This is a genomic window from Micromonospora echinospora (genome assembly GCF_900091495.1).
Classification (GTDB): domain Bacteria; phylum Actinomycetota; class Actinomycetes; order Mycobacteriales; family Micromonosporaceae; genus Micromonospora; species Micromonospora echinospora.
This window is the reverse complement of sequence record NZ_LT607413.1, coordinates 5,901,212-5,920,501: the sequence shown is the minus strand read 5'-3', so window position 1 is coordinate 5,920,501 and position 19,290 is coordinate 5,901,212. Positions and strand designations below refer to the sequence as shown.

Genomic DNA, 19,290 nt, shown 5'->3' with positions numbered 1-19,290 from the left:
GACCCACGGCGTCTCCAAGCACTGCGTTCTCGCGCGGCGGGAGCAGGGCAACCCGGCCCCCGCCATCCGTTGACAGCGCTGCCCCAGGAAGGGAGGTGATTCCGATGAAGATCACGGTCGTCAAGGTGAAGGCGCCGACGCACGGCGTCTGCAAGTACCTGGTGCCGCTGAACCGGCCCCAGACCCAGAAGTGATCGAGTGGCCCGGGTGGAAGCCGGCCCACCCGGGCCCACCCGGCCGGCCCGAGAAAGGAGACGATGACGTGTCCGTTTGCCTGGTCGCGATGCCGTGGCAGTCGCTGGAGTCACCCTCGCTGCCGCTCGGTCTGCTCCGCGCCGCGGCGACCCGGGCTGGCCTGCCCGCCCCGGAGACGTACCATGCGAACCTGCGCTGGGCGGAGTTCCTGATGGCCCGTACCGGCGGCGACCTGGGTCCGCAGGAGTACACGGCGGTCGCCGAGGAGGGCCTCTTCGACGGGCTGGGCGACTGGGTCTTCACCGGCGCCCTGCACGACGACCCCGACTTCGGGGTGGAGACGTTGCAGGTCTACGCGGCGGAACGGGGCCTGGACATCGCACCGGTCAGCCGGATGCGCACGCACGCCGCCGACTTCGTCGAACTGGTCACCGACGAGGTGCTGGCGCGACACCCCCGCGTGGTCGGCTTCAGCACCACCTTCATGCAGAACGTGCCGAGCCTGGCCGTGGCCCGGCGCATCAAGGCCCGCCGACCGGACGTGACGATCGTCTTCGGCGGCGGCAACTGCGACGGGCCGATGGGCGTGGCGCTGCACCGCAACTACCCCTTCGTCGACCTCGTGTTGCGGGGCGAAGGAGAGAAGTCGTTTCCGGCGCTGCTGCGCGTCCTCGCCGACGGCGCCACGCCGGAGACCCTGCGCACCGTGCCCGGACTGTGCTGGCGGGACGACGCCGGGGTGGCACACCAGAACCCGCAGGCGTCGCCGCTGCCGATGACGCAGGTGCCGGTCCCCGACTTCGACGACTGGTTCACCCGGATGGAGATCTCCCCGGTCAACGCCCACATCGAGCCGAAGCTCGTGCTGGAGACCGCCCGGGGCTGCTGGTGGGGCGAGAAGCACCACTGCACCTTCTGCGGGCTCAACGGCACGCTGATGACCTTCCGGGCCAAGAGCCCGGAGGCCGTGATCCAGGAGATCGGCGAGCTGACCGGCCGGCACCGCACCCTCGACCTGATCATGGTCGACAACATCATCGCGAACAGCTTCTTCACCACGGTGCTGCCCCGGCTGGCCGAACTCGACTGGGACCTGCGACTGCACTACGAGGTGAAGTCCAACCTGAAGCCGGCCGAGATCGAGATCTTCCGGACGGCCCGGGTCAGTCACGTCCAGCCCGGCATCGAGAGCCTGGTGTCGCCGGTCCTCAAGATCATGGACAAGGGGGTGGCCGGGACGCGCAACGTCCGCACCCTGCGCGACTGCGAGTCCGCCGGCCTCACCGTCACCTGGAACTGGCTCTACGGCTTCCCGGAGGAACGCGCCGAGGACTACGAGCCCGTGCTGCGGCAGATCCCGGCGCTGATGCACCTGCAACCGCCGGCCGGGGCGTCCCGGATCCTGCTGGAACGGTTCAGCCCCTACTTCGAGAACCCCGCCCTGGGCTTCCCGAACCGGCGCACCGCGCAGGCGTACCGGCACGTGTACGCCCTGCCCGAGGCGGACCTGCACGACATGGTCTACCTCTTCGACACCGACCCGGCCGGCATCTCCGAGGCCGAGGCGAAGCGCCTGCGGGACCTGCTCGACGCGTGGAACACCGGATATCCGGACAGCACCCTGCTCCGGATCGAGGAACCGGACGCGACCGTCTTCGAGGACCGTCGGGTGGGGTGGCCCGCCACCGACCACCGGGTCACCGACCCGCTGCACCGGGCGGTGTACCGGGCGGCCGAGCCGGGCCGGACCCTGCCCGCGCTGCACCGGGAGGTGACCGCCGCCGGCTTCGCCGCCGACCAGGCCCAGGTGCGCGAGATCCTGGCCGGGTTCGTCACGCGAGGCCTGGTCTTCGTCGAGAACGGACAGTGGATCGGCCTCGCCACCAACGCCATTCCGATCAAGGTGGGGTGACCATGCCGACGACGAACCCGCCCGACACCGCCGCTGTCCGAGCTTCGGACCTCCCGCCGGTCACGCCGGAGCTCACCTACCGCACGGTGGACGCGGACACCGTGCTCCACTTCGGCCGGTCCCCGGCCGAGGACCTGGAGCTGCTGCGCTACCTGCGCGACGTCACCAGCCACGCGGTACGGCTGCGCTGGCGGCTCGCCGGACTGCCGTGCTTCCCGCTGCACACCCACGTGCACCTGGTCCCGCCCTCCGGCGGGGTGGACGCGGACAGCGCCGCCCACGCCAGGTCGTGGACCGCCGGCTACCGCTACGGCAGTTTCTTCTACCGGCGCGGCCCCGGCTTCGTCTCGATCAAGGACGTCCGCCCGGAGAGCGAGGACGCCCGGATCACCATCGACGAGGGCGCCGACCACTTCCTCGCCATGGCCGAGGCACGCACCGTGGACGACCTGGCGCCGGAGGCCCGGGAGCTGGTCGACACGGTCGCCGAGGCCGGGCTCCTGCTCCGGGTCGACCAGCGGCTGCTGGTCCTGCCCTACCGGCTGCGGCACTGGCCGGTGCCGTACCTGGCCATCTGACCGCCCGCCGCGTCGGCGTCGACCCGCGTCCGGCACGCGCGCGGACGAACCCGGAAGGAGCAGCGCGGTGCGTCCCACCGACCAGGCGCCCGACTACCCGTTCCTCGACTACGCCGAGCTCCGCATCAGCCCCCGGCTGGACGAGGCACGGCGCGGCGGCACGCTGATCCGGGTCCGGCTGCCGTACGCCGGCGAGGCGTGGCTGGCCACCCGCTACCGGGACGTCCGCAAGGTGCTGACCGACCCCCGCTTCAGCCGGGCCGCCGCGACGGCCCCGGACGTGCCCCGGCAGACCGCCGTCCCGCCCGTCGCCAGCACCATCATGGACGTGGACCGACCCGAGCACAGCCGGCTGCGCCGGCTGGTGGCGGTGGCCTTCACCGAACGACGGCTCGACGAGCTGCGGCCGTACGTACGCGAGGTGGCCGACCAGCTCGTCGACGACATGGTCCGGCAGGGACCGCCGGCCGACCTGACCCAGGCCCTCGCCCTGCCGTTGCCGATGACCGTGATCTGCCGGATGCTCGGCGTGCCGCTGGCCGACCGCACCGAGTTCCGCCGGTGGACCGAGTCCCTGGCCGCTCTGCGGAAGGTCACCGCCGAGGAGTTCCGGGCGGTGGTTGACGCGCTGGACACCTACCTCCGGGAGCTGATCCGGCAGCGCCGCGAGCAACCCGCCGACGACCTGCTCAGCGCGCTGGTGCAGGCCCGGGACGCGGGCAGCCGCCTCACCGAGCGGGAGCTGCTCGCCTTCGGGGCGACCCTGCTGGTCAACGGGTTCGAGACCGTCGCCGGTCACATCGCCTCCTCGACGTACCTGCTGCTGACCCGGCCCGACCTGTGGGCGACGCTGCGCGCGGAGCCGGCGCGGCTGCCGACCGTGGTCGAGGAACTGCTGCGGTTCGTCCCGCTCAGCGGCGGCACCGGGCTGGGCCGGGTGGCGATCGAGGACGTCCCGTTCGACGGGGTGACCGTCCGGGCCGGCGAGGCGGTCTTCGTCTCCACCATCTCGGCCAACCGGGACGAGGAGGCGTTCCCGGACGCGGACACCTTCCGGCTCGACCGAGACGATCCGGAACCTCACCTGGCGTTCGGGTGGGGGCCGCACCGCTGCCTCGGCGCGCGACTGGCCACGATGGAGCTGCAGGAGGTGATCGGCGTGTTGCGCGACCGGATGCCCACCCTCCGTCTGGCCGTACCGCCCGGTAGCGTGTCCTGGAAGACCGGCACCGTCCTGCGTGGGCCCCGCGAGCTGCCGGTCACCTGGTGACCGGGTCCACCGCCTCGGAAGGTCCGGTGCGCCCCGTGTCGACGGCTCCCTCCCCCGGCCGGTCCGCCCTCCGCCCGCTGGTGGTGGCGCAGCTCGTCAGCCTCACCGGCACCCACGTCACCGCGCTGGCGCTGCCCACCCTGGCCGTGCTGCTGCTGGACGCCGGGCCGGTCGCGGCGGCGCTGATCTTCGCCCTGGAGTACGGCGCCCGGGGACTGACCGCGCCGCTGGTCGGCGTCCTCATCGACAGCGTCCGCTCACCCCGCCGGCTGCTGGTCGCCAACGACCTGCTGCACGCGCTCGTCGTGGCGTCGGTGCCGGCGATGTACCTGCTCGACGTGCTCAGCCTGCCGTACCTGGTGGTGGTCGCGGCGTGCTCCGGCATCCTCTCCGGGGTCACCGACATCTCGATCAACGCGGTGCTGCCCCGGTTGGTGCCCGCCGACCGGCTGGTCGGTGCCAACGCCTCCCTCGCCGGGGCCCGCGCCGCCGGCCAGATCGCCGGGCCGGCGATCGGCGGGCTGCTCGTGCAGGCCCTCGGCGCGGCGCTCGCCATCGCCGTCGACACGGTGAGCTACCTCGCCTCCGCGGTCGTGTTCAGCCGGCTGCGGGGGGCCGACCGGAGCGCCCCCGAGCAGCCGGCGGTCACCGCGCCGGTGTCCCGGTGGGCCGCGCTGCGCCGCTCGGCGGCGGACCTGCGGACCTCACTGCGGAAGGGACTGGGCACCTTCCGGGAGATCCCGCTGCTGGGCCGGCTGGCCCTCGCCACCGCCGCGCTGAACGTCGGCGGCGCCGGCCTCGGCGCCCTCTACACCCTCTACGCCTACCGAACGCTGGAGCTGAGCCCGTTCCAGGTCGGGGCACTCTGGGGGGTGAACAGCGCCGCCGCGCTGGCCGCCGTGGCCACCGCCCGGCGGGTGGTCGGCCGGTTCGGGCTGGACCGCTCGATCGCCCTGTTCGCCCCGGTCGCGGCGGGCTCGCTGCTGCTCATCCCGGCCGCCTCCCTGGCCGCCCCGCTCCTGCTCTTCGTCGTCTACGAGCTGATCTTCGGGTACTGCGCGACGGTCTGGGCGGTGGCGTCGGCCACGCTCCAGCAACAACTGGTGCCCGCCGAGCGGCTCGGCCGGGTCATCGCGTTCAGCCGGACGGTGTCCATCCTGGCCGTACCGGTGGGGGCGCTCGTCGGTGGCGTCGCCGCCGACGTCTGGGGGCTGCCGGGGACCCTCACCGGCTTCGCTCTGCTCGCCCTCGCCGGCACGGCCACCGTCACCGGGCGGATCGGGCGTCGCCCGGACGCGAACCCACCCGACACCCGTTCCCAGCCCGGCCCTCCTGCCGGCCCAGCCGCCGGTGAGCCGACGGGCGGTGAGCCCACGGGCGACCGGGCCGCGCGGCACTGACCTGATCGTCTCAGCGCTCCACCTTGTGGGCGCGCAGCGCGGCCCGGAGCAGGTCGACCAGTTCCCCGCACTCGGCGCGGGAGAGGGTCAGCGGCGGCATCAGCGGCAGGAACCCCGGCGCGTAGCTGGTCAGCAGGCCGTGGTCGCGGCAGGTCAGCCGGAACCGGTTCACCTCCCGGACCGACCAGGGCGTGCCGTCGTCGTGGGCCAGTTCCAACCTCAGCATCATCCCCTCGCCCACCACCGGGCCCGCCCCCGGCTCGCCGGCCAGGCCGGTGAGCAGCTCGACCAGGTGCCGGCCGGTCTCCCGGATCCCCGCCAGGAACCCGGGCGCGGTGAGCACGTCCAGCACGGCGAGGCCGGCGGCCATCCCGATCGGGTGCCCGTCGGTGGTGGACCCGTTCGGGAAGCCCAGCCGCAACGGCGGGTCGGCGAGCGCGTCGAAGATCGGCGTGCCCACCACGAGCGCGGCCAGCGGGAAGTACCCGGCGCTCAGCCCCTTGCCGAGCACGACCATGTCCGGGGCGACCGCGAGCCGCTCGCTCACCGTCATGGTGCCGGTACGTCCGGCGCCGGTGGTCACCTCGTCCACGACGAGGTGGACGTCCCGGGCCCGGCACTCGGCGACCAGCGACTCCAGGAAGGGCAGCGAGACGGCCCCGATGTCGCTGCCGAGCACCGGCTCCACGACGACCGCGGTGACCCGCTCCACGCCGATCTCCTCGACGAGGGCGAGGATCTCCGGCAGTGTCGGCGCGGTGACGTGGCGGACGTACGCGTCCAGCGGGGCGGACCACTCGTGCAGGATCGGCTCGCCGGTCAGCGCGGTGGCCAGCGGCCCGGTGCCGTGGTAGCCGTTGTGGACGGCGACGACGTACCGCCGGTCCGGCTGCCCGGTCACCCGGCGGTGGAAGCGGGAGAGCATCGCCGCGGCCTCGGTCATCTGGCTGCCGGTGTTGCCGAACCGGACGTGCCGTAGCGGGGCCGGCATCAGCGCGGCCAGGCGGGCGGCGTACTCCACGGCCACCACGGGCGGCTGTTCGTACCGCATGACGGTGCCCGAGGGGAGCGTGTCCAACTGCCGGCGCATCGCCTCCTTCACCGGCTCGCAGGAGTGTCCCAGGGTCAGGTTCCACATGGACGACCGCGCGTCCAGGTAGCGGCGGCCGGCCGCGTCGATGACGTGGTTGCCGTCGCCCTCCACCAGGAACTGGCCCGGGTCCGCGTCGCGGAAGAAGTCCGTCATCGGCGACAGGCCGTGCCACACCGCGTAGTCCGCGGGAAAATCCGACGTCATCCTGTTCCTCCCAGTTGGTGCCGGTCCCGGCGGGCCGCCCGGCCCACGCCGGTCAGTGCGAGCCGGCGGTCGACGTCCCACCCGTGGCCGCGTACCGCCGCCGGGTGAGGGCGAGCGCTGACCCGACGACGTCGTCGACCGTCGGCAGCAGGGGCGCCAGCAGCACCGGGCTGGCGGGAGCGGGCACCGCCGCGCCGCACACGAAGGCCAGCCGGTCCGGTTCGACCGCCCCCACCTGGACCAGGTGCAGGCCGAGGTCGCAGAGCAGGGAGGAGGCGCGGGGTTCCTCGTCCACCAGCACCACCGGACCCGCCCCGGCCACCAGGCCGGCGGTGCCGTCCCGGTCCAGCGGCGCGGCGGTGCGCAGGTCGACCACCTGGCAGCGCAGTCCGTGGCCGGCGAGCCGACGGGCGGCGCGCAGGCACAGCGCGACCGTGTTGCCGATACCGACCAGGGTCAGGTCACGTCCGGCCAGGGCCCGGCCCGCCACCCCGAACGGCAGGGGCGCCGGGGTGGCCTCCGGTTCGGGCAGGTCCGCCCAGTCCGGCGTGTACAGACGCGGTGACTCCAGCACCACGACCGGGTCGGGGTGCCGCAGCGCGGTGGCGAGCAGCCCGGCTGCCGAGTTGGGCGAACTCGGCACGGCGACGACCAGGCCGGGGATCTGGCTGAGCATCGAGTGGGCGCTGTGCTCGTGCTGCGCGCCGAGGTGCTCGTCGCCCCGGGTCAGCCCCCGGATCACCAACGGCACGGAGAACTGCCCGTCGGACATGTACCGCCACTTGGTGGCCTGGTTGACCAGGGGGTCGAAGGCAGTGAAGAGGAAGGCGACGCGGGCGATGCTGACCAGGACGCGCCGCCCGACGAGCGCCATGCCGACGGCCATACCGACCATCGCGTTCTCGGCGATCGGCAGCCGGACCATCCGGTCGGGACCGAAGAGGTCGACCAGGTCGGGCTGCTGGTAGGTGCAGAACATGTGCAGGTCGGGTTGTTCGGTCAACGCCGACCGCACGGCCGTGCCCACCGGGTGACGCCGGGTCACCGGGTCACCGCCACGGGTTCCGTGGTGACGTTCCCGGCCGCCGTCGCCGGATCCGGTGGTGGGGCGGCCAGCGCGGCGGCGAAGACCTCGTCGATCTCGCGGACCGTCTCCGTGTGGAGCCCGGTCCGCCGGTCCTCGGTCAGGTCGGCGCGGGCGGCGGCGATGTCGAGCGGGTCACGTGCCAGCCAGTACGCGACCTCGTCAGCCGGCCGGTACTCGGCGGGGCGGGCACCACCGACCTGCGCGTGGTAGTGCCGCAGGTAGGTACGGGCCACCAGCACCTGGGGACGGCGGTCGCGCCGGCACCGGGCCAGCAACGTCCCGGCGGCCCGGTGGACCGCCTCGACGTCGTTGCCGTCGACCTCCACGTGGTCGATGCCGAGTCCGGCCACCAGTTCGGTCGGGGTCCGGTGCCGGACGAGGTCGCTGCGGGTGTGGTCCTGCCAGCCGTTGTCCTCGCAGACCAGCACGAGGGGCAGACCGAGGGTGGCCGCGATGGTGAGGGTCTCGAAACTGACGCCGGTGCCGAGCGCGCCGTCACCGCAGAAGACCACGGTGGCCCGGCCGGCGCCGGTGGTCTTCTCCGCCATCGCCACCCCGGCGGCGATGGAGAGCTGGCTGCCGACGATCGAGCTGGCACCGAGGAAGTGGCGGGACCGGTCGGCCAGGTGCATCGAGCCGCCCTTGCCCCCGCAGAGGCCGCCCGCGCGCCCGAGGATCTCCCGGACGATCCCGTCCAGCGGTAGGCCGGCGGCCACCGCGTGCCCGTGACAGCGGTAGAAGCTGACCACCCACTCGTCCGGACGGCGGGCCGCGAGCACCCCGGCCGCGACCGCCTCCTGCCCGGTGTACGGGTGCACGAAGCCCACGATCTCACCCCGGTTGGCGGACTCGATGATCCTCTCCTCGAGGACCCGGATCCGCAGCATCGTCCGGTACGCCGCTGTCACCTGCACAACCGTTCCCGCCTTCGCCGGACCGTCGGGTTTCCCCGGATGGTGGAGCCTGTTCGGCGTGGATCTGGCAATCTTGCCACGGCAGTGACACATGTCAATAGATCGACCGTTCGGCCGGGCGGCGGCGAGGGCGGATCGTCACGGAACTGTCATGGATCCGCGCGGAGGTCGCCAATCCCCGGCGGCAGGGTGGGGTGGTCGGTGCCCGCACCCCGATCCGGAGGAGACGACAGCAGGATGACCGTAGTGTCCGAAGACCGGCTGATGACTCTGATCTGCGACACCTGTGGCGAGTCCACCACCGGGCTCGCCTGCGTGCTGCCCGACGCCGAGGTCGTCTGGACGCTGGTCACCGACCTCGGCTGGACGGGTTCGCCGTTCGCCTCCGGGCCGCACCGCTGCCCGCACTGCAGCCTGCTGCCCGGGGCCGACGAGCGGACGGGCTGCGACGCCCACGGCCCCGGTGGCGTCCTGGGCATCGACCATGTCGAGGACGTCACGGTCGTCACCTCCACCGGCGACGTCGACCTGGACACCGGCGACACCCTCCGCGCCGCCCTGCGCCACGCCGCGGACATGGGCGGCGACGTGGTGGTGGACCTGAGTCGGGTGCACCTCGTCGACTCCACCGGCCTGGGCCTGCTGGTCCGGGCCCAACGGGAGGCCCGCGAGCGGGGTGCCACGCTCTGCCTCGCCGCCCCGTCGGCGTTCGTCCGCGCCGTCCTGCGCACCATGCGGCTGGACACCGTCGTCCCGACCTTCGCCAGCCGGGACGAGGCGGTGGCCCACCTGGCCGGCCTCCGGTCCACCTCCTCCCCCGCAGGGCGGGCGGCGGTGCCGTGCGGGCACCCCTGACCCGGACCGGCGGCAACCACCACCCGCCCGTCCCCACCCGTCCACAAGGAGCAGTCCCGTGGTCCTGCCCTGGCCGTTCCCCGACGACGACGCCCGTCCCTCCGAGCCGTCCCCGACGCCACCGGGGAACGACGACAGGCGCATCGCCGCCGAGGTGACGCAACGGCTCAACGGCAACCGGCTCACCCGCCGTCAGCGGATCGTCGTCGAGGTGCAGAACCGGGTGGTCATCCTCGGCGGCACCGTGGAGAGTCCGGACGTCCGGCTCACCGCCGGGGAACTGGCCTGGGGCGTCCACGGCGTCGCCGACGTCTGCAACACCCTCCGGCTCACCAACCGGCAGCGACCACGACGCTGACCGCGCCCCGGGTCACCCGTCGGCGGACGTCCGGTCACCCCGGCGACGGCGCAGCGTCACGACGGCCAGAATCGCCCCGAGCAGCGCCAGGCCGACCCCCGCCACACCCGGCCACCGGAACCCGCCCGACGTGCCTGCGGCAGGAGCGGCGGCGACGGCCGGGGCGGTGGCCGGGACACCGGCCGGCGTGGCACCGGGCACCGGCTCGCCCGGGTCGACCAGACGGCCGACCGTGGCGTTCCGGGGCAGCGAGAACCCCCAGTCGAGCAGCGCGGCCCCCTGCTGCCAGCCGCGCAGCGGCCGGGGCTCGGCCCCGAGCAACGTCACGACGAGCCGGCGACCGTCGCGCTCGGCCGCGCCGACGTAGGTGTGCCGGGCCAGGTCGGTGAAGCCGGTCTTGCCGCCGAGCGCCCCCGGATAGCGGTCCACGAGCGGGTTCTCGTTCTGGATCTGGAAGCCCCGCGCCAGCCGCCCCTGAGCCGGGACCTGGGCCTGCCGGGTGAGCGCGTACCGCCGGAACGTCGGGTCGGCGAAGCAGACCCGGGCGATCAGCGCCAGGTCGTACGCGCTGGTGAATTGGCCGGGGCCGTCCAGTCCGGACGGGGTCACCGCGCGGGTCTGGTACGCGCCGAGCCGGTGGGCCCGCTCGTTCATCGCGCGGACCCCGCCGGCCGCGCCCTGCGCGCCGCCGCCCAGCCGGGCGAGCACGTTGGCGGTGTCGTTGCCGGACTGGAGCAGCAGTCCGAGCCAGAGCAGTTCGACCGGGTAACGGCCGCCCTCGACCAGCCCGACCGCCGAACTGCCCGGCTCGATGTCGAGGTCGGCGCGGGTCACCGTGACCACCCGCCGCGGGTCCAGGCTGGGCAGCAGCGTGGCCGCGAGCAGCAGCTTCTGCACGCTCGCCGGGGTGCCCGGCTCGTGCGGGCCGCACCCGCCCAGCACCGCCCCGGTGTCCAGGTCCGCGACCAGCCAGGAGGTGGCGGTCACCCTCGGTGGCGGCGACGACCCGGCCGGTACGACCAGCCCGGAGGTGGCCAGCGCCGTCCCGCCCACGGCCCGCTCGGCCGGCGCGACCGGCGGCGGCACCGGTCGGGGTGGCCGGGAGACCGCCGGGGCGGGCTGCCTCGGGCACGGCACCGCTGGCGGCGGGGCTCCGGCCCCGACGGGCCGTCCGGTGGCGCTCGGCAGGGCGGCAGTCGGCGTGGAGGCCGCCCCGGCGGCGGGCACCGGGACCGCCGTGGCGACGCCGAGGACGAGGGCCCCGACGACGGCTGCCGCGCCCCGCGTCGCCGATCCGGTCATGGACCAGCAGGTTACCGGGACGTCGGCGGCCGGGAGCGGCTACCCGCCGGGCGACCGCGCCCCGGGTCGCCGCGCGGATGGCCTCGGCGGACGTCGCCGGTCGATCGGTTATGGTGGCCCGGCTCGTGGCGTGGACGAGGGGAGCGGACGATGCGTGGGGACCTGTCCCGTCGGGCGGCCGAGGAACGGGACGCGGCCGACGTCCTCGCCGGGTTGCGCGACCGCTTCGTGATCACCGACCCGGAGCTGGTCTACCTCGACGGCAACTCCCTGGGACGGCTCCCGGCGGCGACACCGGACGCCCTGGCCCGACTCGCCTGGCAGGACTGGGGCACGGAGTTGGTCCGCTCCTGGTCGACCTGGATCGACTGGGGTCGCCGGCTCGGCGACCGGCTCGCCGCGCACGTGCTCGGCGCGCGTCCCGGCGAGGTGGTCGTCTCCGACTCGACGTCGGTGAACCTCTACAAGCTCGCCGCCGCCGCGCTGGACGCCAACCCCGGCCGGCACACCATCCTGGTCGACGCCGAGGAGTTCCCCACCGACCGGTACCTCCTCCAGGGGCTCGCCGCGCAGCGGGGCCTCACCGTGCGGACCATCGCCTCGCACCTCGACGAGGGGCTCGACCCGGACGACGTCCGCCGGGCCCTGGACGACCAGGTGGCGCTGGTCGTGCTCTCGGCGGTCTCCTACCGCTCCGGCACCCTGCTCGACCTGGCCGCGGTGAACGCGGCGGCCCGCGAGGTCGGGGCGTACGTCCTGTGGGACCTGTCGCACGCGGCCGGGTCGGTGCCCGTCGATCTGACCGCCTCCGGCGCGGACCTCGCCGTCGGCTGCACCTACAAGTACCTCAACGGCGGCCCGGGCGCCCCGGCCTTCCTCTACGTCCGCGAGGAGTTGCAGGCCCGGCTGCGCCAGCCGATCTGGGGCTGGTTCGGCCAGCGCGACCAGTTCCGGATGGGAGCGGAGTACGACCCCGCCCCGGACATCGACCGGTTCCTGGTCGGCACCCCGCCGATCCTGTCGCTGGCCGCCCTCGACCCGGCGCTGGACGTGTTCGCCGAGGCGGGCATCGACCAGGTACGCGCCAAGGGCGTCGGCCTCGGCGAGTTGATGGTGGAGCTCGCCGACGCCTGGCTCACGCCGCTCGGTTTCACGCTGGCCTCGCCGCGCGACCCGCAGCGCCGGGGCAGCCACATCTGCCTGGCCCACCCGGACGCGCTGCGGATCTCCCAGGCACTCATCAGCGAGGCGAAGGTGGTGGGTGACTTCCGGGTGCCCGACCGTCTGCGGCTCGGCCCCGCCCCTCTCTACACCCGCTACGTCGACGTCTGGGACGGCATGGAACGGCTGCGCGACCTGGTGACGCGCGGCGGACACGAACACCTCCCGGTGGAGCCGCCACGGGTCACCTGACCTGCGACGACACCCCGACCATCCGAGCCGCCCGGCGTCCGCGCCGGGCGGCTCCTGCGTGTCGCACGGGTGTCGTCTGACTTTTGTCATGAGTACCCGTGCGCTGCGCACCCGGCGTCGTGACTAAGCGCACTGGAACCGACACTGTCCCGTCCACGAGACTCATTGCATCGCCGGAAACGAGGACCGGCCCGGGACACGGAAGGAGGTCAGACGGTGGACGAGCGCTACGACAGCTTCTGTGTCACGGACCGGTTGTTCTACGACTCCCTCGGCAACGCCACCGACGGGCACACCTTCGTGACCGGGCGTCCCACCCCGGACGGCTGGACCTCCGACGCCACCAGCGACTGGATGAACTACGCCCCGGAGGGCGGCTCGCTGCCCCCGCAGGGCTGGAAGATCCACGTCTCGGCCGGTGTCGACAACGCCGAGCGAGTGCTCGACGCGGTCTGGTCGTACTGCGTGCCGCGTGGCCTGGCGTTCAAGTTCCTCCGCAGCCCGCGCATCGTCCTGCTGCGCAACTCGAAGTACGCCCCCCGCGCCGCCAGCGGCAAGTTCGTCACCATCTACCCGCGTGACGAGGCGGAACTGGAACTGGCCTGCAAGGAGCTCGACGAGCTGCTCGTCGGCGAGACCGGCCCGTACATCCTCAGCGACCTGCGCTACGGCACCGGCCCGGTGTACGTCCGCTACGGCGGATTCACCGCCCGCTACTGCCTCACCCCGGACGGGCAGACCGTCCCGGCGATCGCCGACGACACCGGCACCCTGGTGCCGGACCGGCGCGACCCGGTCTTCCACGTGCCGTCCTGGGTGACCCTGCCCGACTTCCTCGCCCCGCACCTGGCCGCCCGGAGCGCGACCAGCACCAACGAGGTGCCCTACCGGATCGAGAAGGTCATCCACTTCTCCAACGGCGGCGGCCTCTACGTGGGGCGGGACACCCGCGACGACGCGCAGGTGGTGCTCAAGGAGGCCCGCCCCCTGGCCGGCCTGGACTCCGACGGAACCGACGCGGTCGCCCGGCTGGAGCGGGAGGCGGCGATGCTGCGCCGGCTCGCCGACCTGCCGCAGCTGCCCCGGCTGCACGACGAGTTCACCCTCGGCGAGCACCGGTTCCTCGCGCTGGAGTTCGTCGAGGGACGCCCGCTGAACAAGGTGCTCGCCAACCGGCACCCGCTGGTCGTCGCCGACGCCACCGAGGAGAAGCTGGCGGCGTACACCCGGTGGGCGCGGGACGTCTACACCCAGGTCGAGACCGCCGTGCAGGCGATCCACGACCGGGGCGTGGTCTACGGCGACCTGCACATGTCCAACATCATGGTGCGACCGGACGACCGGATCGCCCTCATCGACTTCGAGGTCGCCGCCGCCGAGGACGACAGCCACCGGCCGGGCCTGCGTAACCAGGGTTTCGCCGCGCCCCGCCACGTCCGGGGCAAGGCCGCCGACCGGTACGCCCTGGCCTGCCTCCGCCTGGCGCTGTTCCTCCCGTTGACCCAGCTGGTCCGGCTCTCCCCGGCGAAGGCCGCGCACCTGGCCGACGTCATCGCCGAGAACTTCCCGGTCCCCCGCTCCTTCCTCGACCCGGCGGTCGACGAGATCACCGCCGCGTTCGCCGCGGAGACCGGGTCCGACGCGACGGGTGCGACCGGCGCCGGCTCCGTACCGACCGGCGTGCCCGTGCCGGACCTGGCCGCCGACGACTGGCCGACCGTCCGGGACCGGCTCGCCCGGGCGATCCTCGCCAGCGCCACCCCGGACCGGAACGACCGGCTCTTCCCCGGTGACATCGAGCAGTTCCGCAGCGGCGGGCTCAACCTCGCGTACGGCGCGGCCGGGGTGCTGCACACCCTGGCGCAGACCGGGGCGGGCCGCCGGCCGGAACACGAGGAGTGGCTGGTCCGGCGGGCGAAGAACCCGGTCTCCGGCACCCGGCTCGGCTTCTACGACGGGCTGCACGGGGTCGCGTACGCGCTGGAGCGGCTAGGCCGCCGGCAGGACGCGCTGGACGTGGTCGAGATCTGCCTCCGGGAGCCCTGGGACCGGCTGGACCACAGCCTGCTCAGTGGCCTGTCAGGAGTGGCGCTCAACCTGGCCGACCTGGCCGGACGCACCGGGGAGTCCGGGCTGCGCGACGCCGCGTGGCAGGCCGCCGAACGGGTGGTCGACCGGCTCGCCGACGACCCCGGACCGGACATCAGCGGTGGTGTGCACCCGTACGCCGGGCTGCTGCGCGGTCGGAGCGGGCCGGCGCTGATGCTGGTGCGCCTGTACGAGCTGACCGGGGACGCGACGCTGCTGGAGCACGCCGCCACGGCCCTGCGCCAGGACCTGCGTCGGTGCGTGGTACGCCCGAACGGCGCCCTTGAGGTCAACGAGGGCTGGCGGACCATGCCCTACCTCGGACAGGGCGGCGTCGGTGTGGGGCTGGCCATCGACCAGTACCTGACGCACCGCCACGACGACGGGTTCGCCCGGGCGAGCGCTGCGGCGTACCAGGCGGCCCGGTCCCCGATGTACGCGCAGAGCGGCCTCTTCGCGGGCCGGGCGGGAATCGTCGCCTACCTCGCGGCGACCGCCCGCACGCCCGAGCAGCGGCAGGAACTCGACGCGCAGCTGCGGCGGCTGGCCTGGCACGCCATGCCGTACGCCGACGGGGTGGCCTTCCCCGGCGAGAAGCTGCTGCGGCTCTCGATGGACCTCGCCACCGGCACCGCCGGTGTGCTGTTCGCCCTGGGCGCGGCGCGGCACGACGAACCGCTGACGCTGCCCTTCCTCGCGCCGCTGGCCGGCGCACCCGAACTCCCCTCACCAACGGGGGCGAGCCTGACGACCGAGACCTCGGGGGGAGGTGATTTGACATGACGCTTCTGGACCTTCAGGGCATGGAGGCCGACCGCACCCACGGCGGCGGCGACACCAGTGGGCTGAGCCTGCTCCTCTGCGAGGGCAGCTCGCTGTCGGTCACGTCCTGCGACTGATCGAATCACCAAGCGAGCCCCGGGCGGGTAGACGTACCCGCCCGGGGCACACGCGTGTCGGGAGGACGAATGGGGACGCGGTCACCCGGGGACCGGTTGGTACGCCGGTCGGTGCGGCACGGCGGTGGCTGGACGATCGCCCTGGCCGGGGTCGCGCTGCTCGGCGCCGCCGCCCAACTGTTCCTGCCCACCGCTCTCGGTCACGCCGTGGACGCCGCGCTCGGCGACGGCTCCCGCTGGTGGCCGCTGGTCGCCGGTGTCCTGGTGGCGGTGCTGATCGCCACCGACACGCTCAGCGACCTGGCCACCGGGTACGGTGCGGCCCGGGCCACCGCCCGGCTGCGCGACCAGCTGACCCGCCACCTGTTCCGCCTGGACGTCCGGCAGGCGCGCCGGCACCCGGTGGGCGACCTGACCGCCCGGCTGGTCGCCCAGGCCGCCGACGCCGGGCAGGCCGGCAACGCGGTGGTCCTCGGCGCGGTCGCGGTGATCCCCCCGCTGGGCAGCGTCGTCGCGCTCACCCTGTTGGCGCCGGCGCTCGGCCTGACCCTGTTCGCGGGGTTGGTCCTGCTGACCGTGCTGCTGCGTGCCTTCGTCACCGATTCCTCCACGGTGATCACCGCCTACCAGCGGGTCCTCGGCGCGATCGCCGGGCGACTGTTGGAGTCGACGGGTGGGGCGCGCACCGTCGCCGCCGCCGGCACCGTCGACCAGGAGCGGGAACGGATCCTCGAACCCCTGCCCGAGCTGGCCGAACACGGCCGCCGCAGCTGGGAGCTGCTGGCCCGCGCGGGTGCCCGGACCGCCGCTGTGGCGCCGCTGCTGACCCTGGCCGTGATCGCCGTCGGCGGGTACGGGCTGACCGCCGGCTGGCTCACCCCCGGCGAGCTGGTGGCCGCCGTCCGGTACGCGACTCTCGGCGCGGGACTCGGCGCGGCGGTGGCCGCCCTCAACCGCCTGGTCCGGGTCCGCGCCGGCGCGCACCGTCTCGCCGAACCGCTGGCCCTTCCGGTGGCCCCGGTCGGCGACCGGTCCCTGCCCCGGGGGTGGGGTGAGTTGACGTTGCGCGAGGTCACCGTCCATGCCGACGACGGCCGTCCGATCCTCTCCGGGGTCGACCTGACCGTGCCCGCCGGTGGCACGGTCGCCGTGGTCGGCGTCTCCGGGTCGGGCAAGTCCACCCTCGCTGCGGTGGCCGGTCGGCTGCACGACCCGGACGCCGGTGAGGTGCTGCTCGACGGGGTGCCGCTGCACCGGCTCGACCCGGCGACGCTGCGCCGCGCGGTGGGGTACGCCTTCGAGCGGCCGGTCCTGGTCGGCGCGACCGTGCACGAGGCGGTCGGGCTGGCGTTGCCCGCCGACGCCGCGGTCCCACCACCGGACGCCCCGGCCACTCCCCCGGTGCTCGCCGCGACCCGCGCGGCGGCGGTGGACGACTGCGTGGGCCGCCTGCCGGAGGGCTTCCGCACCCCGCTGCACCGGGCGCCGCTCTCCGGAGGCGAGGCGCAGCGGCTGGGGCTGGCCCGCGCGCTCGCCGCCGAACGGCTGCTCGTCCTCGACGACGCGACGTCCAGCCTGGACACCGCCACCGAGCACCGGGTCTCCCGGGCAATCGCCGGGCGGGCCGGTGAGCGTACCCGCCTGGTGGTCACCCACCGGACGGCGACAGCGGCGGCGGCCGACCTGGTGGCCTGGCTCGACGGCGGACGGCTGCGGGCCCTCGCCCCACACCGTCTCCTCTGGTCGGACCCGGCCTACCGGGCGGTCTTCCAGGCCGGGGAGGGCACGCCGTGACCCACTCCCCTGCCCGGGACGACGCCCCGCCGACGACAGGTTCCCGACAGCCGCCCGCCGGGGTGCTCCGGGAGACCGGCCGGGCGCTGCGGGCCCGACGACGGGAACTCGGCCGGCTCGCCGGCTGGTCGGCCGCCGAGTCGGTGCCGGCGCTGCTCTCCGGTTTCCTGGTCGCCCGGGCGGTGGACCAGGGGTTCCTGGCCGGGCGGTTCGGCACCGGCCTGGTCTGGCTCGGCGTGCTGGCGGTGGCGATGCTGGTCGGCGCGGCAGCCACCGGCGGGGTGTACCGAGCGCTCGGGGCGGTGGTCGAGCCGTTCCGCGACGAACTGGCCGACCGGGTGGTGCGGAGCGCGCTGCGCGCGGCGACCACCGGCGGCATCGGGTCGGAGAGCGCGGCGGTGGCCCGGCTGACCCAGCAGGTCGAAGTGGTCCGGGACGCCTTCGGCGGGTTGCTGATGGTGGTGCGCGGTTTCCTCTTCGCCGCTGTCTCGGCGCTGCTCGGCCTGGTCGCGCTGGCCCCGCTGGTCGCCGGCCTGGTCGCCGTGCCCCTGCTGGCCGGGCTGGTGGTGTTCGTCGCCGGACTGCCGGCGATGGTCGCCCACCAACGCCGCTACGTGCGGGCCGGGGAGGCGCTCGGCGAGGCGGCGGCGACCGCGTTGGCCGGCCACCGGGACGTGCTCGCCTGCGGCGCGCAGGACCGGGTGGTCGCCGGAGTCGCGGCGCGGATCGCGACACAGGCCGACGCCGAGCGGACCGTCGCCCGGATGACCGCCCTGCGCAGCCTCAGCCTCGGCCTGGGCGGGTGGGCGCCGTTGGCGGTGCTGATGCTCGCCGCGTCGTGGCTGGTGGACCGGGGGGTGACCGCCGGGGCGGTGCTCGGCGCGCTGGTCTACGTCTCGACGGGGCTGCAACCGGCCCTGCGGGCCCTGGTGCAGGGGGTGGGCGGGGGCGGCCTGCGGTACGTGGTGGCCCTGGAGCGGATCCTGCGCACCAGCCCGCCCGGTCCCGCCGGAACCGTCCCGGCGCAGCACGGCGGCGCGACGCGGAACGGGGCATCCGCCACGGGCCCCGGGCGGAACGACGTGTTCACCACGGAACACGGCCCGGTGACCGGACGTCGGCCACCGGGGTCGGCGGACGGGACACGCCCGCCCGTGCCGGGCGGCACCCCGGCGTTGCACGTCCACCGGCTGACCTTCCGGTACGGCCCGCGCGCCCGCCCCGTGCTCGCGGATTTCTCGCTCACCCTCGCCCCCGGCGAGCACCTCGCGGTGGTCGGACCGAGCGGGGCGGGCAAGTCCACCCTGGCGGCCCTGGTCTCCGGTCTGGTGCGTCCCGAGGCGGGCTCGGTGGTGATCGCCGGTGCGCCGGTCGACACCGTTGACGCCGACCGGCTCGCCCGGTTGCGGGTGCTGGTGCCCCAGGAGGCGTACGTCTTCAGCGGCTCGCTCGCGGCGAACCTGCGCTACCTGCGTCCGGACGCGGACGACGCGGTCCTCACGGCGGCACTGGACGCGCTGGGTGCCCGGCCCCTGGCCGGCCGGCTGGGCGGGCTGGACGCGCCGGTGGTGCCGACGGCGCTCTCCGCCGGGGAGCGGCAGGTGATCGCGGCGGTGCGGGCCTGGCTTGCCCCCGCCCCACTGGCCATCCTGGACGAGGCGACCTGCCACCTGGATCCGGCCGCCGAGGCACTGGTCGAGGATGCCTTCGCCCGCCGGCCCGGCACCCTGGTCGTGGTCGCCCACCGGATCACGTCCGCGCTGCGGGCGCACCGGGTGCTGGTCCTGGACGGGGAGCTCCCGGTGCTCGGTGAGCACCGGGAGCTGCTCGCCCGGTCCGCCACCTACCGGGAACTGGTCGGGTACTGGGACGACCTGCCGGCGTCGTCACCGCCGGCCGGCTCACCCGCGCGGACCGGACCCGCCTGA

The 19,290-nt window shown here is 74.5% G+C and carries 15 protein-coding genes; 11 read left to right on the top strand and 4 right to left on the bottom strand.

Annotated elements, in window-relative coordinates:
- Positions 1-262: 262 nt before the first annotated feature.
- The 4 genes from GA0070618_RS25440 (at position 263) to GA0070618_RS25430 (ending at position 5,355) form a co-directional block, all read left to right on the top strand.
- Positions 263-2,107, top strand: coding sequence for a RiPP maturation radical SAM C-methyltransferase (locus GA0070618_RS25440; protein ID WP_088983879.1), 1,845 nt, complete (start codon positions 263-265; stop codon positions 2,105-2,107).
- A gap of 2 nt (positions 2,108-2,109) precedes the next feature.
- Positions 2,110-2,685 (top strand): DUF5825 family protein, encoded by a 576-nt coding sequence (locus GA0070618_RS33685; RefSeq protein ID WP_143740302.1) that lies wholly within the window; start codon positions 2,110-2,112, stop codon positions 2,683-2,685.
- A gap of 67 nt (positions 2,686-2,752) precedes the next feature.
- The gene (locus GA0070618_RS25435; protein ID WP_143740303.1) at positions 2,753-3,955 is read left to right on the top strand and encodes a cytochrome P450; all 1,203 of its coding nucleotides are present in this window, start codon (positions 2,753-2,755) and stop codon (positions 3,953-3,955) included.
- Between the two features lie 35 nt (positions 3,956-3,990).
- Positions 3,991-5,355 carry an MFS transporter gene (locus GA0070618_RS25430; RefSeq protein ID WP_157749012.1) on the top strand — a complete coding sequence of 455 codons (1,365 nt, stop codon included), beginning with the start codon at positions 3,991-3,993 and terminating at the stop codon, positions 5,353-5,355.
- 10 nt (positions 5,356-5,365) lie between these two features.
- On the opposite strand, the gene GA0070618_RS25425 is transcribed toward GA0070618_RS25430, so the two are convergent.
- From GA0070618_RS25425 to GA0070618_RS25415, 3 genes are read right to left on the bottom strand one after another with little or no spacing between them, the layout of a single operon-like run.
- Positions 5,366-6,652, bottom strand: coding sequence for an aminotransferase class III-fold pyridoxal phosphate-dependent enzyme (locus GA0070618_RS25425; protein WP_088983876.1), 1,287 nt, complete (start codon positions 6,650-6,652; stop codon positions 5,366-5,368).
- 52 nt (positions 6,653-6,704) lie between these two features.
- Complete coding sequence (locus tag GA0070618_RS25420; RefSeq protein WP_088983875.1) at positions 6,705-7,697, bottom strand: alpha-ketoacid dehydrogenase subunit beta; 993 nt, start codon at positions 7,695-7,697, stop codon at positions 6,705-6,707.
- Positions 7,694-8,647, bottom strand: a complete 954-nt coding sequence (locus GA0070618_RS25415; RefSeq protein ID WP_157749011.1) for a thiamine pyrophosphate-dependent dehydrogenase E1 component subunit alpha — start codon at positions 8,645-8,647, stop codon at positions 7,694-7,696. The genes GA0070618_RS25420 and GA0070618_RS25415 overlap by 4 nt, the downstream gene beginning before the upstream one ends.
- Before the next feature lie 243 nt (positions 8,648-8,890).
- Between GA0070618_RS25415 and GA0070618_RS25410 the strand changes: the two genes are divergently transcribed.
- A complete protein-coding gene (locus GA0070618_RS25410; protein WP_088983873.1) occupies positions 8,891-9,508 on the top strand; it encodes an STAS domain-containing protein in 618 nt (205 codons plus the stop codon).
- A 58-nt stretch (positions 9,509-9,566) separates the two neighbouring features.
- On the top strand, positions 9,567-9,866 hold the full coding sequence (locus tag GA0070618_RS25405) for a BON domain-containing protein (protein WP_088983872.1): 300 nt from the start codon (positions 9,567-9,569) through the stop codon (positions 9,864-9,866).
- Positions 9,867-9,878: 12 nt separating this feature from the next.
- Here GA0070618_RS25405 and GA0070618_RS25400 read toward each other — a convergent pair whose 3' ends face one another.
- Complete coding sequence (locus tag GA0070618_RS25400) at positions 9,879-11,168, bottom strand: D-alanyl-D-alanine carboxypeptidase family protein (protein WP_088983871.1); 1,290 nt, start codon at positions 11,166-11,168, stop codon at positions 9,879-9,881.
- A 150-nt stretch (positions 11,169-11,318) separates the two neighbouring features.
- Between GA0070618_RS25400 and kynU the strand changes: the two genes are divergently transcribed.
- The 5 genes from kynU (at position 11,319) to GA0070618_RS35245 (ending at position 19,290) form a co-directional block, all read left to right on the top strand.
- A complete protein-coding gene (gene kynU / locus GA0070618_RS25395) occupies positions 11,319-12,581 on the top strand; it encodes a kynureninase (protein WP_088983870.1) in 1,263 nt (420 codons plus the stop codon).
- 216 nt (positions 12,582-12,797) lie between these two features.
- The gene (lanKC, locus tag GA0070618_RS25390; RefSeq protein WP_088983869.1) at positions 12,798-15,452 is read left to right on the top strand and encodes a class III lanthionine synthetase LanKC; all 2,655 of its coding nucleotides are present in this window, start codon (positions 12,798-12,800) and stop codon (positions 15,450-15,452) included.
- Positions 15,449-15,568 (top strand): SapB/AmfS family lanthipeptide, encoded by a 120-nt coding sequence (locus GA0070618_RS25385; protein ID WP_088983868.1) that lies wholly within the window; start codon positions 15,449-15,451, stop codon positions 15,566-15,568. The genes lanKC and GA0070618_RS25385 overlap by 4 nt, the downstream gene beginning before the upstream one ends.
- 69 nt (positions 15,569-15,637) lie before the next feature.
- On the top strand, positions 15,638-17,362 hold the full coding sequence (locus tag GA0070618_RS25380; RefSeq protein WP_088983867.1) for an ABC transporter ATP-binding protein: 1,725 nt from the start codon (positions 15,638-15,640) through the stop codon (positions 17,360-17,362).
- A complete protein-coding gene (locus GA0070618_RS35245; protein ID WP_269148440.1) occupies positions 17,359-19,290 on the top strand; it encodes an ATP-binding cassette domain-containing protein in 1,932 nt (643 codons plus the stop codon). Before GA0070618_RS25380 ends, GA0070618_RS35245 begins: the two co-directional genes overlap by 4 nt.